We start from the raw sequence: 15,333 nt of genomic DNA, 5'->3' as shown, positions 1-15,333 counted from the left end.
GGCACACGGACCAGTACGCTCGGTGCCGTGGACGTGGGCGCACGGCTGGTCCGTGATTACGAAGACGGAGCCGGCGTCGACGCGTCGGCACCGATGGGCCGGCCCGACCCCGGGCACTACCTGGCCGCCACCCTGCCGGTGTGGGGGCTGGCCGCCGGATCCGTCCAGGCGTTCGTCGCGGCGGCGGACCGGTATCGGGCGGCCGGCGCGATCAGGCCCATCCGGCACCGGCTGGACCCGGCACGGATCGCGGCGTCGTTCTCCAGCGACCGGCTGTTGCGTATAGGTGGCGAGCCCGTCGCGGGTTTCGCCGAGCTGTCCGGTTTCTTCCCCACATTCGACGGGTGGGTGCGGACGCACGCCAACTACCCGCACCACCGGGCCGGGCTACTGGCCGCGCTCGAGCTGCCCGCCGACGCTCCGCGTGAACTCGTCGAAGCCCAGATCGCCGTGATCCGCGCCGCCGACCTGGAAGAGCTGGCGGCCGCGCGCGGCGCGATCGCCGTGCAGGTCCGGGACGAGACGCAGTGGCGGGCGGCCGCGCAGGCGGCAGCGGCCGGGGCGGGACCGCTGGTGGCGGTGCAGCCACGCGACGACCGCCGCCGCTACACCCTGCCGGTATCGGGGACCCCGTATCAGCCGTTGCAGGGGGTACGGGTGCTGGATCTGACCCGGGTCATCGCCGGTCCGGTGGCCACCCGTGCACTCGCGCTGCTCGGCGCCGAGGTGCTGCGGGTGGATCCGCCCGGACTGCCGGAGATTCCATGGCAGTACATCGATACCTGCCAGGGCAAATCTTCGACCCTGCTGGATCTGCGAACGACGAGCTCCGCGTGGGAGAGGTTGCTGGATACCGCCGATGTGCTGGTCACCGGATACCGGCCGGGCGCGCTGGAACGGCTCGGCCTCACCGGGCGGCCCGGACTCGTCCACGCGCGCGTGAGCGCCTGGGGATTCACCGGCCCATGGGCGGGCCGGCGCGGATTCGACAGTATCGTCCAGGCCGCGACCGGGATCGCCGTGATCGAGGGAGCGTCCTCGATGCCCGGCGCGCTCCCCGCGCAGGCACTCGATCACGCCTCCGGATACCTCCTCGCGGCCGGGATCGTGGACGCGCTCGCCGCCCGTTCCGCCGACGGCCGCGGCCGCGACGTGCGCGTATCACTGGCCCGCACCGCGACCTGGTTGCTCAGCGAACGCGGCCGCACACCCGACCACCCGGTTCCGGCGGTCCCCGGCGCGAAGACCACGGTGACCCACGGGCGAGTGGTGAGCGCGGCACCGGCCCTGGCCGAGTTCCCCGACTACCCCTTCCCGGCGCCCGGCTACGGTCGCGCCGAGCCCCGGTGGGCGGAGAACCCGGTACCCGAACGCCACTGAGAACGGCCGGGCCGGGGTCGCTCAGAGACCGGTCGCGAGCCGTACCACGACCTTGTCCTGGGTGATCTCCTGCACCGTCAGGTTCATGCCCTGGACCGATCCGGTTTCGCCGACCGGTACCGTGACCGGCTGACCGGCCACGGACACGGTGACGACATTGCCCTCTACGGCGGTGAGTTCGGTATCCACACCCAGGACGCTGATCTTCGCCGCCACACCGCGATCGAAGGTCACTGTGCAGCCGCTGACCTCGCATTCGCTGCGCGCGCCCGGGCCCGTTGCCGTGCACGCCGATACTCCGAACGATGCGGCGGAAACGAGCAGGAGGGCGGCGATCAGCCGTCGAACAGACATGCGGACAGTGTAGGTAGTCCGCCGCCGCGCGCCAGTGGAAGCGGACGAATCACCCTCACCAGGGCAGTCGATGGGCGCGGATCTCGGCCAGAGACAGGCCGCGGCGCCGCCGGGCGAGTGCGCGTAGTGCGCTGGCGTTGACGTAGCCGACCTCGCGGGCGACCGCGCCCACCGTGAGGTTGCCGGACTGCAGCAACTGAACGGCGCGATCGAGCCGGATATCGTCGGCGAAATCCTTCGGCGACATACCGAGTGCGGCGCGGGTGGCCCGCTGCAGACTGCGTTCGGTCAGACCGAGTTCCCGGGCCGCGGTGGCGATCAGGAACTGTTCGGAGAGGTGATCGCGGACCCAGCGTTCGTACCGCACGATCAGCGTATTACCGCGGGCCACCACCTCGGGAATAGCGTACGGCGCCTGACTCGCCCGCGATCCGACGGCCAGATAGCGCATGGCCCGTTCGGCCAGTTCGGGGCTGGTCCGGTAGATCAGCGAAAGAGCCATATCCATATGGGACAGTGAGGCTCCGGCGGTCGTGATGCCGTCGCCGTGGCAGACGATACAACTCTCGTCCAGCTGAACCCGTGGATAGCGGCCGCGGAAGCACGCGCCCAGCCACCAGCTGGTCGTCGCCGGGGAACCGTCGAGCACACCGGATTCCGCCAGGAAGAACGTCGCGGTACAGGCCGCGGCCAGGTGCACTCCCTGCGTGCGAGCAACCCGGATGTGTTCGAGCACCCGCGAATGAACCGGATCGGTGACCAGCTCCACCAGCGGCTGGGGTTCCAGGATGTCGACCGCGGCGACCGCCAGAGCGTCGAGCGGAACGGGGATCTCCCCGAGCGGGGTGGTCGGCACCAGGTTCCCGCTGCCCGACCGGACCGAGGTTCCCAGCGATACCGTGTGGATGTTCCAGGGCGCGGGCGGATTCTCCAGCTCCTTGCGCAGCGCATTGGCCGTACCGAACGCACCGAGCAGTGCGCCCAGCCCGAAATCGGCTACTCCGTCCACTACGAGAATCCCGACATCCACGCCGGGGAGGATACGGTCCGCGGCCTTCGATCGGAAACCGGACGGTCCCTATGATCGAGAAAACCCGGTCAGCGCATCCTTCGGCCTCCGCCCGCGTGTCGCAAACAGAGCGTTTCCTGTCGCATCCGCCCCTCTCGCACCTCTGCCCGAACCCGTAGGGTCGATTGAACAGAATGGTGCCGGTCGCCTTCGCGCGCCCGGCACCGTTCGCGTGCTACCACCGAACACACCGGTGACAGCCGACGGCGACCTCACCGTCGCGAATTCGTCCAAGGACGAAGAATTCCGGCTTCGACACCGACCGCCCGGGAAGTACGCGTTCGCGCCGGTGGGGCCGGCAGGGGGCCGGTCCGGCATCCGGCCGGGAATCCGCAGTATCCGCGGCCGGCCGTCGGGGACCGCCCCAGTGTGTGGGAATGCATGGCTGCGGCGCTGCGGGGTGCGCCGCAGCCTTTCATTCGCATACGCAGTGTTCGTGCGCCGTTCGGGCCCGGCACGAACGAACTCGACGGCGGGACCGGGTCGCGCCGCCGAGTTCGGATACGTTGTCCGGCCGGGGTCTATCTAGCGACCGCCCAGCCCGAAACCCGAATCGTCCATTTCGATATCCGGATCGAGGATGCCGCAGACCTTCCAGCCGCCGTCCTCCTCGACAAGGTCGTAGGTCATGCTGGTGGTACTCGACGTACCCATGACCTCCATGGACATCTCCATGGTGAAGGTGCCCTTATCGCTACCGGCCGGGACGTCGACACTCTTCAGTGTGGTCGTCGATTCGGGCAGGTCGACATCGGGCATATCGGTGGGCTTGGTCGGGTTCTGCTGCTCGTACTGCGAGATCTCGTCCAGGTCCGCGGAGCAGACCAGATCCTGTGGGTCGCCGTCCTGATCCACCCAGGCCTGCGCGACATCACGCGGATCGTCGTAGCCACCGCCCACGATCGAGCCGCTGCCACTACTGAACAGGAAGAACGCTCCCACGCCGACGGCGATCAGCACCACCGCGACACCACCGACAACGAGCGCGATCTTGCCACCGTTACCACCGGAGCGCGGCGGTGGAGCACCGTAACCGCCGGGCGCACCGTACTGCGGTTGGCCGGGCGGGTAGGGCTGGCCGTATTGCCCCGGATACGGCTGCTGCCCCGGGTACGGCTGACCCGGCTGCTGCTGGTACGGATTGGGCTGTTGCGGGTGACCCATACGGAAGTCCTGTAATCCTTGCTCTCCTGCGCGTCACCGGGGTGGCGCCGCGTCCGAACTCTAATTCCCCCACGAAGACGTGGCGTTAACAACGGCTCCGGATACGTCACGCACCCGGAACTCCGTCGGCCCCCGGACGATTACGGTCAGTACCCGACGTAACCGACTCCCTGGGACATGTTGACGATACCGGGTACGGCACTGAGCGAACCGTATCGGTCGATGGCGTAGGCGGCGCCCGCGCAGATATTGTCGACCGGATTCCAGATATCGGTGTGACCGGGCAGGGCGTGCGCGTTGAAGGTCGGATCGATGGTTTGCATGAGGCCCTTCGACGGGGTTCCCGCCTCCGCGTTGCTATCCCACAGATTGATCGCGTTCGGATTGCCGCTGGATTCCTTCTCGATCATCGTCGCGATAATGGCCGCGTCGGAATCCTTGATGTCGTAACCGTTCTCGCGCAGCACCTCGATCGCCTGATCGATCCACTGCGCAACGTCACCGGTCGGCATCTTGGTCGGGGTTCCGGAGGTACCGGTGATCGCCCCGCCGGAATCGGAGTCGTCTCCGGAATCGGAGTCGCCACCGCTGCCGCTGCTGCCACTCGGCGACTGCCCGCCCATGAGTGGGCTGGTCGGAGCGCCTGCACCGGCACCGGCATTGGTGGCCTCCGAGCGTTCCTGGGGCACCTGCAGGGATTTGTTCGACAGTTCGTTGTGCGTGGACTGCACTTTACGGACGGTCGCGCCGATGGTGTCGTCGATCGCGACGACCGCGTCGAACTGCTGACGCGTGGTGGGACTGTCGGGCACGCCTTCGGTGATCTCGATGACCGCGCCGAGAAGATCGTCGAAGGACCCGCTCACTCCGTTGGCGTCGTCGGCGGCCAAGGCGGCGAGATCGGCGATCTGGTCGTCGAGAGTGCTCCAGTCGTTCTTGTAGTCCGCGACCTGTTGATCCCTGAGCTGGTATTTCTCCGCGAGTTCACCGTCGCCGGGACGTTCACCGGCCAGGCGCGCGAGCTGCTGGGCAGTGAGGGTTGTCGCGGTGCGGTCACCCAGACCGTTCTGCAGTGCTTTGAGGACCTTCTCGGCATAGTCGATATAGGGGTTCAGGAGCGGAGCATTCCGCGGACGCCGGAGTGTCCAGTCCTTTGCGACGACCATCGCCCTCCGTCCCGCGCCCAGTACACCACCACTTCCTTAACAGAGTTCCATCCGCCGGTATATCGAGTGCTCCCGCTGGTGAGAAGCATTCCCGGCGCGCTCCTCGCCGGCACCGATGAGAAACCTCTCCGGCCCCCGTCTACCTGTGCAGAACCGGCAAACCGCCCGACAGTACGGCGGACCGGCCGCCACACCGGAATCGGCAGCCACGCGCCGCCGACCAGGAAGGAAAATCATGGGAACCATCGCCGTCCACGAATTCATCTCCCTCGACGGGGTATACGAGGATCCCTCGTGGACCTTCGAATTCGGATTCGACCCGCAGATGGGCGAAACCCTTGCCGCCGTCACCGGTGCGGCGAGGGCGATCCTGCTGGGCCGCAGGACTTTCGAGATGTTCGCTCCGGCATGGTCCACCCGCACCGTCGAGGACGATCCGGGCGCACCGTTCTTCAACGACACCGTCAAGTACGTGGTGGGTGCGCACGAACCACAGGCCGAATGGTCCAACAGCACCTCGCTCGGCGCCTACGACGCCGAGGTCCTGCGTGACCTCAAGAACGATATCGACGGCACGATCTACATCAGCGGCAGCGGCACCCTGGTCCGGGCGCTGCTCGCCGACGGTCTCGTCGACGATCTGCATCTGTTCGTGTACCCGGTCGCCCTGGGCAAGGGGGAGAAACTGTTCGCCGAAGGGTCCGGCACCACCACGCTCACGCTGAAGGCCCACGACGTCTACGCCAACGGCGTGGTGCATCTGGACTACGGTCCGGCCGGAGCCTGACGCGATCACCGCTCCGAGGCCGCGCCCGTACCGGCCGCGGTTTCCCACGCGGCGCCGGTCGTATCCCGCGCCGCCCCGCTCCCACCGACTAGGTTCGACACGGTAACCGACGTCAGGAGGAGCTTCGTATGCCGGACCCGATCGCGACCAGCCCGGAAGACCTGATCGGCCCGCTCTCCACCGAACAGCGCGCCGGGCTCGGCAGTGGACGTGGTTTCTGGTCGACGAAGCCGATCGGCGATATTCCGTCGATCGCGCTCTCCGACGGCCCGCACGGTCTCCGATACCAGGACCCGCAGAAGAGTGGGGACGCACTGGGTATCGGCCCGAGTATCCCTGCCACCTGCTTCCCGCCCGCGGTCGGCCTGGGGCAGAGCTGGGATCCCGAACTCACCTTCCGAGTGGGGGCGGCGATCGGGCGGGAAGCGCGGGCGGCGGGGGTGCAGATCGTGCTCGGCCCGGGAATCAATATCAAGCGGGATCCGCGCTGCGGGCGGAATTTCGAGTACTACTCCGAGGACCCCCGGCTCACCGCCGCACTGGCGACCGGCTGGGTGCGCGGGCTCCAGCAGCAGGGTGTCGGGGCCTCGGTGAAACATTTCGCGGCGAACAACACCGAACACGAACGGATGACCTCCAGTTCCGATATCGATCCGCGACCGCTGCGCGAGATCTATCTGCACGCGTTCGGGCAGGTGGTCCGGGAGGCCGCGCCCTGGACGGTCATGTGCTCGTACAACAAGATCAACGGCGTGTACGCGGCCCAGAACCATTGGTTGCTCACCGAGGTCCTGCGTACGGAATGGGGTTTCGACGGGGTGGTGGTGAGCGATTGGGGCGCGGTCGACGACCGGGTCGCCGCGGTCGCCGCAGGCCTGGATCTCACGATGCCGGGCGCCGACGAGGCCGGGGACCGCGGGGTCGTGGCCGCTGTCGCCGACGGCTCGCTCGACCCGCGAGTTCTCGAATCCTCGGCGCGACGGATCGCCGCGCTCGCCGTACGCGCCACCGGCAGTGCCGATCCGGAGACCACCTGGGATGCCGACGAGCATCATGCGCTGGCTCGCGCCGCGGCGGCCCGCTGCGCGGTACTGCTGAAGAACGACAGCGCGACACTGCCGCTGACACCCGGCGGGAATATCGCGGTGATCGGGGAGTTCGCGACCGAACCGCGCTATCAGGGCGGCGGTTCCTCCCATGTCGCCGCGACCCGGGTCGATATCGCACTCGACGAGATCCGGGCCCACGCCGGATCGGCGGAAGTCACATATGCCCGCGGTTTCGATACGGGATCCGGTTCTGCTGCCGGGCAATTGCGGACGGACGCCGTCGAGGCGGCCGCCCGGGCCGATATCGCCGTCCTGTTCCTGGGGCTGGCGGCCGCGCAGGAATCGGAGGGCTTCGATCGCGAAGATATCGAGCTACCCGCCGATCAGATCGAACTAGTGCATGCAGTCCGCGCCGTACAGCCCCGGGTGGTCGTCGTATTGGCACACGGTGGAGTACTGCGGCTGGCACCGATCGTCGACGCCGCGGCCGCGATCCTGGACGCCGCGCTACTGGGCCAGGCGGCCGGCGGTGCGATCGCCGATCTGCTGTTCGGGATCACCGCACCGTCCGGCAAATCGACCGAGACGGTGCCGATCCGCCTCACCGATGTCCCCGCCTACGACAACTTTCCCGGTGAGCACGGACACGTCCGGTACGGGGAAGGCATCTTCGTCGGATATCGCTGGTACGACCGGCGGGAACTCGAGGTGAGCTTCCCGTTCGGGCACGGACTCACCTACACGACTTTCGAATACGCCGACGCGCGCGCGGTCGCCGATACCGAGGGTATCTCGGTCACCGTGCGGGTGACCAACACCGGCCCGCGGGCCGGCCGCGAGATCGTTCAGGTTTATACGGGCCTGAAGTCGTCGTCCGTAGTGCGCCCGCCCCGGGAACTGGCCGGGTTCGCCACCGTGGAGCTGGAACCCGGCGTGGCGCGGGAGGTCACTGTCCGGATACCCCGGCACGAATTCGCTCGGTGGAACGAACCGGCCGCCCGCTGGGTGGTCGAAGGCGGTGAGTACACGGCGTATATCGGCGGTTCCAGCCGTGATCTACCGGTACACACGACCGTGCGGATCGACGGCGACGCGGTGCAGGTGCCACTCACTCGGGAATCACCGTTCTCCGAGGTCATGGCGAATCCGGTGGCCGGCGCGGTACTCGGCGCGCTGCTGCAGCCGCTGCTCGGTGAGCAGGGCAGTTCCGCCGGTGCCGGGCTGGGAATCGATATGGCGCGGATGATCGGCTCCATTCCGATCGGCCGGATCGCACTCCAGCTGGGCGGCCTGATGACCGCCGGGGAACTCGACGATCTACTGCGCCGCGCGAACGACTGACGGGAGAACCAGGGCCGGACGCCCGGCAGATCGGCCCTGTTCGGATTTCCGATTCCGATAAGCAAATTGCCTCGATTTGTCATCATCGTATTCGTGAACAGAAATCCCGTTTCCCTGGTGCGCCGGTGGTCTCGAAGGTCCGCCGGCGCCCACCCGGGCCCTCGTTCGGTGCTGACCGTTATCGCGATCGCCGTCGTTTCCACCAGCGTCGCCACCGGCCCCGCGTCCGCCGCGCCCACCGAACCGGCGCCACTCCCCTCGGCCGGATGCTCGCTCCCACAGCCGCGGCCCGGAACCGAACCGGTCCTGTTCAGTTCCCGGGGCGTCTCGGGAGTTTACGGGCGCGATATCCCCGACCGCGTCGACGGACCGACGCCGGTTGTCCTGGACCTGCACGGGTATCTCGAACCCGCGTTCATCCAGTACACGAGCACCGAATTCGGCGCCTATGGACGTACCCACGGTTTCGTCACCGTTACGCCACAGCTACTGCGAGCGGGACTGCCCCGCTGGGATTTCGGCCACGGATCCGCCGATATCGGGTACCTCGCGGATCTACTCACGGAGGTCGAATCCACACTGTGCGTGGACACTCGGCGTATCTACGCCACCGGGCTGTCCATGGGCGGTTTCACCACCTCGTCCTTGGGGTGCCAACTGGCCGACCGCATCGCCGCGATCGCGCCGGTCGCGGGCCTGTCCGATTTCGCCTGGTGTGATCCGGTCCGCCCGGTACCGGTGATCGCCCTGCACGGCACCGCGGATCCGATCGTCGCCTATACCGGCGGTACCGGACCGAATGCCCGGCTGCTTCCGTCGCCGGACGGTACCGGTTCGGCCGACCCCGGACATCCGGGTCCCGCTGTGGAAGGACCCGGCCCGCAGTCGATTCCGGACAATGCCGCCGCGTGGGCCGCGCGCAACGGATGCGGGACCGAACCCGCCGAACAACCGGTCACCGGGGATGTGACGCTGGCGGCGTACCCGTGCCCGGCGGGCGCCGAAGTCCAGCTGTGGTCGGTTCTCGGTGGCGGCCACACCTGGTTCGGCACTCGCTCGGAGATCTTTCCGGCGGCGCTGGTCGGCGACAACACCGACTCCATCAGCGCCACCGCGCTCATCTGGGATTTCTTCCGGGCACATCCGATGCCGAGCTGACCGCACTGCTCAGCGCAGGGCGGTGAGCCGCTGCCGGGCCCGCTGGTACTCCGCGACCAGGCGGTCGACGACCGCGGCGGTGGAGCCCACCTCGGTCACCGCGCCGATACCGTGACCCGCACCCCAGATATCACGCCAGGCCTTGGTCTCTCCGGAGCTCAGGAACTCCAGCGAGCCGGATCCGGCGCCCGGGTCACCCAGTGCGTCCGGATCCATACCGGCGGCGACGATGCTGGGGCGCAGATAGTTGCCCTTCACGCCGGTGAAGAAGTCCGTGTAGACGATATCGCCGGCCGATCCGGCGACGATCATCTCCTTGTACTCGGGAACCGCGGTGGCCTCGTCGGTCGCGATGAATATCGAACCGGCATAGGCGAAATCGGCGCCCGCGGCCAGCGCCGCGAGCACGCTGTCGCCGTGCGCGATAGCGCCCGACAGTGCCAGCGGCCCGTCGAACCATTCGCGGATCTCCCGGATCAACGCGAACGGTGAGACGGTGCCGCCGTGTCCGCCCGCGCCGGCCGCCACCGCGACCAGTCCGTCGGCGCCCTTGGCGACCGCCTTACGGGCGAAAGTATCGCTGATCACGTCGTGCAGCACCACGCCGCCGTAGGCATGGATCCGCTCGTTGACATCAGCGCGGGCGCCGAGCGAGGTGATCACGATCGGAACCCGGAACTCCTCCAGGATCGCCAGATCCTCCAGCAGCCGCGCGTTGGTCTTGTGCACGATCAGGTTCACCGCGTACGGGGCCGCGCCGGGGGTGGCGGCGAGTTCGTCGGTGATCCGGGTGAGCCACTCCCGCAACGTGGCCGTTGTGCGGGCATTCAGCGCCGGAAAGGAGCCGATGATCCCCGCCTTGGACTGGGCGAGCACCAACTCGGGCCCGGAGACGATGAACATGGGGGCGGCGATCACGGGTAGGCGCAGTTCGGCGCGGAGGATCTCGGGTAGGCGCTCGGTCACAGTGCCGACCGTAACAGGGCGCGCGCCCCTTGATCCGGGCCGAACTCCGGTACCCGGCACGCCGTCCGCGGCCGGCAGCACTATTTCCGGGGCAACCCGAGCACGAGGGTGGCAATGGTGTTGAGCTGGATTTCCAGCGTTCCGCCGCCGATGATCCAGGTCGGGATATCGAGTTCGTGGTGCACCGGCTCGCAGACCGCTTCGCCCAGCGCACCGGCCGGGCCGATGAGATTCAGGGCCGCGGCCGCCGCGTCGGTGTGCAGCATGGACGCCGCCGCCTTCGCGATACTGGTGGCCGGGCCCACCGGCTGACCGTCCAGCCGCCGGATCGTCTCGCGCAGGTTCAGCGCCGAGATGGCCGCGCCGCGGGCGCTGATCCGGCCGAGCGCACGGACCGCGTCGTCCCGGCTACCCGCGTACTCCGCGCGCTCGATGATCTCCCTGATCCGCTTGTTGTGTCCGGGATCCCGGACACCACCGATGAACAGCCGTTCCTGCGCCAGGGTTTCCAGGGTCAGTGTCCAGCCCTGTCCCGGTTCGCCCAGGACCATCGAATCCGGTACGAAGGCATTGTCGAAGAAGACCTCGTTGAACTCGGCGTCGCCACTGGCCTGGGTGATCGGGCGAACCGTGACACCCGTGCCGTGCATATCGACCAGGAACATGGTGAGCCCCTGATGCCGTCCGGCCTCCGGATCGGTACGGCCCAGCAGGAGCCCCCAGTCGGAACGATGTGCCAGCGTGGTCCAGATCTTCTGCCCGTTCAACTCCCAGCCACCGGCCACCCGGGTGGCCCGCAGGCTCAGCGAGGCGACATCGGATCCGGCCTCCGGTTCACTGAACAGCTGACACCAGATCTCCTCGCCCCGCAGTGCGGGTGCCGCCAGCCGGTCCAGTTGTTCGGGCGTGCCGCGGTGCAGCACGATCGGCACCACCCACTGCCCGATCCCCATGGAGGGCTGGGCGATACCGTGGCGGTCGTATTCGTCCTGCAGGATCAATTGTTCGAGTGGTCCGGCCTCGATTCCGTAGGGCACGGCCATCGGCGGCGACACCAGACCGTTGTCGGCCAGCAGAGTCCGGCGCGGACCGGGATTCACCGAATCGGTGTCGCCGATCTTGGAAGGCCCCGGGTTGTCCAGTTCGGCGGCGCGGTCGAGGATTTCCGAAACCCTCTTCCGGAAGGACGAATCCTCCTCCGGTAGCGGTACGGCGAAGTCCCGCGGGCCGTCCAGGGCGGCCGTACCCAGCCGCTGTTCCCACGACTCCAGCGGACCGGCCAGCGCGGCCAGCGAGATGGCCCGGCGCCAGTAGAGATGCAGATCGTGTTCCCAGGTGAACCCGATGGCTCCGTGCAGGCCGAGGCATTCCACGGCGGCGTGCACCGCGTTACCGAGCGAGGTCAGGGCGGCGGCCGCGACCGCATGGGTGCGCTGCCGGGCATCGTCGTCCAGGCCGCGGACCGCGTCCCAGGCCGCCGCCGCGGCGAGTTCGGCAGTGATCAGCAATTGCGCCGTACGGTGCTGTACCGCTTGGAAAGCGCCGATGGGCCGACCGAACTGGGTGCGCGTTTTGACGTAATCGGTAGCGGTATCGGAGCACCAGCGGATCACCCCGGCCGCCTCGACCGCGGACAGCGCCACGGCCACCGCGGCGGACCGTTCGGTGTCGAGGGCCACCGGCATCCCGCCGGATACCGACGCGAACCGGACCACTCCGATATCGCGTCCGAGATCGGCCCCGTCCTTCGCCTCGACCTCGATACCGGCGGTGGTGCGGTCGACGACGAACCATCGGATATCCGCACCCGCTGCCGCGGCCACCACGAACAGTTCGGCCGAGGCGGCCCCGAGCAGCGGACCGGTCTCGCCGGTGAGGCGCTGACCATCTCCGGATACCCCGTCCAGCACGATCGCGTGCTCGGGCGAGATCACCGCGCCGGTCGCTCCGCCGGCGAACTTGCGCAGCAGGTCGTCGACGAACTCGGTCCCGGCCGCGGCCGCCAGGACCGTACTGGCCACCACGGTGGGCAGGAGCGGGCCGGGTAGCAGTGCGCGGCCGGATTCGGCGACCACCACCGCCAGGTCGTCGAGTGTCCCGCCCTGTCCCCCGACGTCTTCCGGCAGGTGGACGCTCGCGAGACCGAGGGCGACCAGTTCGGCCCAGAACTCCGGCCGCACACCCGTTTCGAGCGATTCGGTGTTCGAACGGGTGTATTCCCGGCCGACCCGGCGACCGGCGAATCCGGTCACGGTTTCGGCCAGCGCGGACTGGTCGGCGGTCAGCGCAACAGGCACGGTTCTCATTCCGGTCGGCGGGCTCTGTCGTGGTCCCGATGCGGTACCGGAACCATAGATTAGAACACGTTACACCCCCCGCGGGACGGTTCGACGGAGCCCGCCGATACTCGGAGCGCATCCCCCGGCTCGCCCGCGGCGGCATCCGTCAGATCGCCGTCCCCACATCGTGCGCGACCAGGTTGTCCAGGGCGCGCTCGGCCACTGCCGCGATGGTCATCGAGGGATTGCAGGCGGCGGCGTTGCCCGGGAGCAGCGCACCGTCGAGCACGTACAGGCCGGGCTGGTCGTATACGCGGCCGTCCAGATCGCAGACCGTGCCCATACAGGCACCACCCAGCGGATGCCAGGTCGACGGGAACGCGCGGTTGGTATCGCCGATGACCGATGCCGGGCCGGCCACCTTGTGCACGGTCTTCTCGATCCGGCCGTACTGGATCGCGGCATCTCCGTCGGCGGGCCAGGACAGCCGGGCGCGGTCGGCGGCCGAATCGTAGACGAACCGGCCGCGCGCCTCGCTGACCCCGTAACCCACCAGCATGGTGGTGTGGGCGTCCATCCCGAGTGGCGGAATCGAAGCCTGGATCACGGTATGCGCGGTGGCCGGGTCGTCCCAGTTCAGGCTGCCGTAGACCACGGGGCCGCCCTGTTCGGCACCGAAATCCTCGGCCAGGCTGGTCCAGGTGTAGATCCGGTCGGCGTTGGTCCCCCACCCCGCACCCAGCCCGTCGGGCATATCGGGAACTAGCCCCTTACCGGAAGCACGCATGAGCAATTCGGTGGTGTTGAGGCTGCCGGCCGCCATGACGAGCGCCTTGGTGGTGAGGATCTTCTGCTCCAGCACCTGCGCGGATTCGTCGGTCCGGTCGACGTGGACGAGCCAGCGCCCGTCCGGGCCACGTTCCACGTCGGTCACGTTGTGCATGACCTGAACATCGACCAGCCCGGTGGCCTCGGCCGCGGCGACATAGGTGACATCCACCGAATGTTTACCGCCGTTGTTCACCCCGAAAGCGCCGGCACCGTTGGAATACGAGGCCTTCATCTCGCCTCGGGTCTCGGCGAGGGCGTAGTTCCAGTCGATGGGCATCGGAATCTTGGATACCGGCAACCCGGCCGCCGCGGCGTTGCGCGCGAAGATCCGCGCGGCCTTGTAGTGCGGATGCGCGATCAGTTCGTCCGGCGCCACCGCCAGGCGCAGCATCGAGGCGACCCGTGGATAGTGCACGCGGTCCATCAGCTGCCAGTCGAGTTCCTGCGGGAAGTGGGTGTTGAACACCGCCTCGGCCGGCTGTAGCGACATCCCTTGATAGAGCAGGGATCCACCGCCCAGGCCCGCGGCGCAGAGCGCGGTCATGTTCTCGCCGACGACCGCGTCGAGCAGCCCGGTGTAGGGCTCCAGCGTGACCGGTTTGCCGAAGAGCTGCGGGTCCGAGCCGTGCCACAGTAGTCGTTTGTCCGGGTTCATGGGATTGCCGAAGGTATCCGCGTTCGGGCCGGTGGCCCACCGCTTCCCCCGTTCGAGCAGCAGTACGGGCACCCCCGCCCGAGCCAGACGCAGCGCGGCGATTCCGCCGCCGAATCCGGAGCCGACCACGATCACCCGGTGTTCTTCGCGCACCACGGGTGTGCGCCGCCGCGGCGCCGCACTCCCGGGCGCCGCGGCGGCGACGGCCGTGCCCGCGAAGGTGATACCGGCCGCAGTGGCGGCGGTACCGCTCAGGAATGTGCGCCGTGAAATTGCGGACAAGGACGACCTCCGAACAGCTGTGCACACGACTCCGCGCAGCAGCCGCCCCCGCCGCGCACCGTCCCGGAACGCAGCGGCCGGGACAGCCGACAAGCGGAGTGCCCGTGGAGCTTTCCCCGGGCGGGGTCAAAGTTAGATACATGTCCGGTCAGGTGTCAAGAACCTATCGGACGCTCGCCCAATTTCGCCGCCACTGCCCCGAATAGCCTTATCGCACCAGTTCAGCGACCTTTTCCTGAGCCCGGAGATCGCGACATGGACACCTGTCCAGCGCAGGTCGGAGCCGAATTCAAGCCCCCTGGCCCGTCTCGAGTTCGGCTTTCATCCGCTCCAGCGTCCGCCGGATATTGCCCTTCTGGAATTCGGCGAAGCCGCGCTTACCGGTGGCGATCCGGTCGAACCACAGCGCGGGCGTATCCGGCCAGCCGGCGCGATCGTCGAACCAGGTCTCGGTGATCCGGGTCCCGCCGGGCACCTCCTCGAAGCGGTACTCCCAGGTGGCGACGGCCACCGGCAGCAACGGCTTCCACACGCCCCAGCGGCGGACTTCGAAAACGAATCGATTCGGCCGCTCGGCCACCACCACCGTGCATCCGGTGTGCCAACGCATGGCGCCGCGCCGATTGGCACCCACGAATTCCATACCGGCGTAGGCGGGGCGGCCCGGTTCCGGCACCACGGCCCCGGTGTTCTCCGGGCTCCACCGGCCCATCTGTGTCAGGTCGGTGACCGCGTCGTAGGCGGTCTCCGGATCGATATCCACCACGACACTGTCGGACACCTCGGTGGTCCGGGATATTCTCACCACGGTTGTTGCTCCTTGTCGGCCCAATTCGTCGTCGATCCTAGGCG

General features: G+C 68.2%; 12 protein-coding genes. 4 read left to right on the top strand and 8 right to left on the bottom strand.

Translation table 11 applies throughout. The features are described 5' to 3' along the window. Positions 1 to 27: 27 nt before the first annotated feature. Positions 28 to 1,380 carry a CoA transferase gene (locus tag ACWEWT_RS04635; RefSeq protein ID WP_452556137.1) on the top strand — a complete coding sequence of 451 codons (1,353 nt, stop codon included), beginning with the start codon at positions 28 to 30 and terminating at the stop codon, positions 1,378 to 1,380. 21 nt (positions 1,381 to 1,401) lie between these two features. On the opposite strand, the gene ACWEWT_RS04630 is transcribed toward ACWEWT_RS04635, so the two are convergent. From ACWEWT_RS04630 to ACWEWT_RS04615, 4 genes are all read right to left on the bottom strand, one after another. After that, entirely contained in the window at positions 1,402 to 1,734 is a 333-nt protein-coding gene (locus ACWEWT_RS04630) for a hypothetical protein (RefSeq protein WP_452556135.1), read from the bottom strand. 55 nt (positions 1,735 to 1,789) lie between these two features. Continuing rightward, complete coding sequence (locus ACWEWT_RS04625; protein ID WP_452556133.1) at positions 1,790 to 2,764, bottom strand: GlxA family transcriptional regulator; 975 nt, start codon at positions 2,762 to 2,764, stop codon at positions 1,790 to 1,792. 564 nt (positions 2,765 to 3,328) lie between these two features. After that, positions 3,329 to 3,967 (bottom strand): Rv0361 family membrane protein, encoded by a 639-nt coding sequence (locus ACWEWT_RS04620; RefSeq protein ID WP_452556131.1) that lies wholly within the window; start codon positions 3,965 to 3,967, stop codon positions 3,329 to 3,331. Between the two features lie 146 nt (positions 3,968 to 4,113). Then, positions 4,114 to 5,133: a transglycosylase SLT domain-containing protein gene (locus ACWEWT_RS04615; RefSeq protein ID WP_452556129.1), complete on the bottom strand. Its 1,020-nt coding sequence runs from the start codon at positions 5,131 to 5,133 to the stop codon at positions 4,114 to 4,116. A 235-nt stretch (positions 5,134 to 5,368) separates the two neighbouring features. Between ACWEWT_RS04615 and ACWEWT_RS04610 the strand changes: the two genes are divergently transcribed. The 3 genes from ACWEWT_RS04610 (at position 5,369) to ACWEWT_RS04600 (ending at position 9,468) form a co-directional block, all read left to right on the top strand. Further along, the gene (locus tag ACWEWT_RS04610) at positions 5,369 to 5,920 is read left to right on the top strand and encodes a dihydrofolate reductase family protein (RefSeq protein WP_452556127.1); all 552 of its coding nucleotides are present in this window, start codon (positions 5,369 to 5,371) and stop codon (positions 5,918 to 5,920) included. Between the two features lie 128 nt (positions 5,921 to 6,048). Continuing rightward, positions 6,049 to 8,310: a glycoside hydrolase family 3 C-terminal domain-containing protein gene (locus tag ACWEWT_RS04605; RefSeq protein ID WP_452556125.1), complete on the top strand. Its 2,262-nt coding sequence runs from the start codon at positions 6,049 to 6,051 to the stop codon at positions 8,308 to 8,310. Between the two features lie 93 nt (positions 8,311 to 8,403). Further along, entirely contained in the window at positions 8,404 to 9,468 is a 1,065-nt protein-coding gene (locus tag ACWEWT_RS04600) for an alpha/beta hydrolase family esterase (RefSeq protein ID WP_452556123.1), read from the top strand. Positions 9,469 to 9,477: 9 nt separating this feature from the next. Here ACWEWT_RS04600 and ACWEWT_RS04595 read toward each other — a convergent pair whose 3' ends face one another. From ACWEWT_RS04595 to ACWEWT_RS04580, 4 genes are all read right to left on the bottom strand, one after another. Beyond that, positions 9,478 to 10,434, bottom strand: a complete 957-nt coding sequence (locus ACWEWT_RS04595; RefSeq protein ID WP_452556121.1) for an NAD(P)H-dependent flavin oxidoreductase — start codon at positions 10,432 to 10,434, stop codon at positions 9,478 to 9,480. A gap of 80 nt (positions 10,435 to 10,514) precedes the next feature. Next, positions 10,515 to 12,740: an acyl-CoA dehydrogenase gene (locus tag ACWEWT_RS04590; protein WP_452556120.1), complete on the bottom strand. Its 2,226-nt coding sequence runs from the start codon at positions 12,738 to 12,740 to the stop codon at positions 10,515 to 10,517. A 139-nt stretch (positions 12,741 to 12,879) separates the two neighbouring features. Beyond that, positions 12,880 to 14,481: a GMC oxidoreductase gene (locus ACWEWT_RS04585; protein ID WP_452556118.1), complete on the bottom strand. Its 1,602-nt coding sequence runs from the start codon at positions 14,479 to 14,481 to the stop codon at positions 12,880 to 12,882. A 289-nt stretch (positions 14,482 to 14,770) separates the two neighbouring features. Further along, complete coding sequence (locus ACWEWT_RS04580) at positions 14,771 to 15,289, bottom strand: SRPBCC family protein (RefSeq protein WP_452556116.1); 519 nt, start codon at positions 15,287 to 15,289, stop codon at positions 14,771 to 14,773. Between the last annotated feature and the right edge of the window lie 44 nt (positions 15,290 to 15,333).

The sequence above is a fragment of the Nocardia sp. NPDC003963 genome, assembly GCF_053605105.1.
This window is presented reverse-complemented; position numbering and strand designations above follow the sequence as displayed.

What these genes read in the sequence shown, in the direction of transcription:
- ACWEWT_RS04615 (WP_452556129.1), bottom strand. Translation starts at nt 5,133, where the DNA reads ATGGTCGTCGCAAAGGACTGGACACTCCGGCGTCCGCGGAATGCTCCG.
- ACWEWT_RS04590 (WP_452556120.1), bottom strand. Translation starts at nt 12,740, where the DNA reads ATGAGAACCGTGCCTGTTGCGCTGACCGCCGACCAGTCCGCGCTGGCC.
- ACWEWT_RS04630 (WP_452556135.1), bottom strand. Translation starts at nt 1,734, where the DNA reads ATGTCTGTTCGACGGCTGATCGCCGCCCTCCTGCTCGTTTCCGCCGCA.
- ACWEWT_RS04620 (WP_452556131.1), bottom strand. Translation starts at nt 3,967, where the DNA reads ATGGGTCACCCGCAACAGCCCAATCCGTACCAGCAGCAGCCGGGTCAG.
- ACWEWT_RS04610 (WP_452556127.1), top strand. Translation starts at nt 5,369, where the DNA reads ATGGGAACCATCGCCGTCCACGAATTCATCTCCCTCGACGGGGTATAC.
- ACWEWT_RS04605 (WP_452556125.1), top strand. Translation starts at nt 6,049, where the DNA reads ATGCCGGACCCGATCGCGACCAGCCCGGAAGACCTGATCGGCCCGCTC.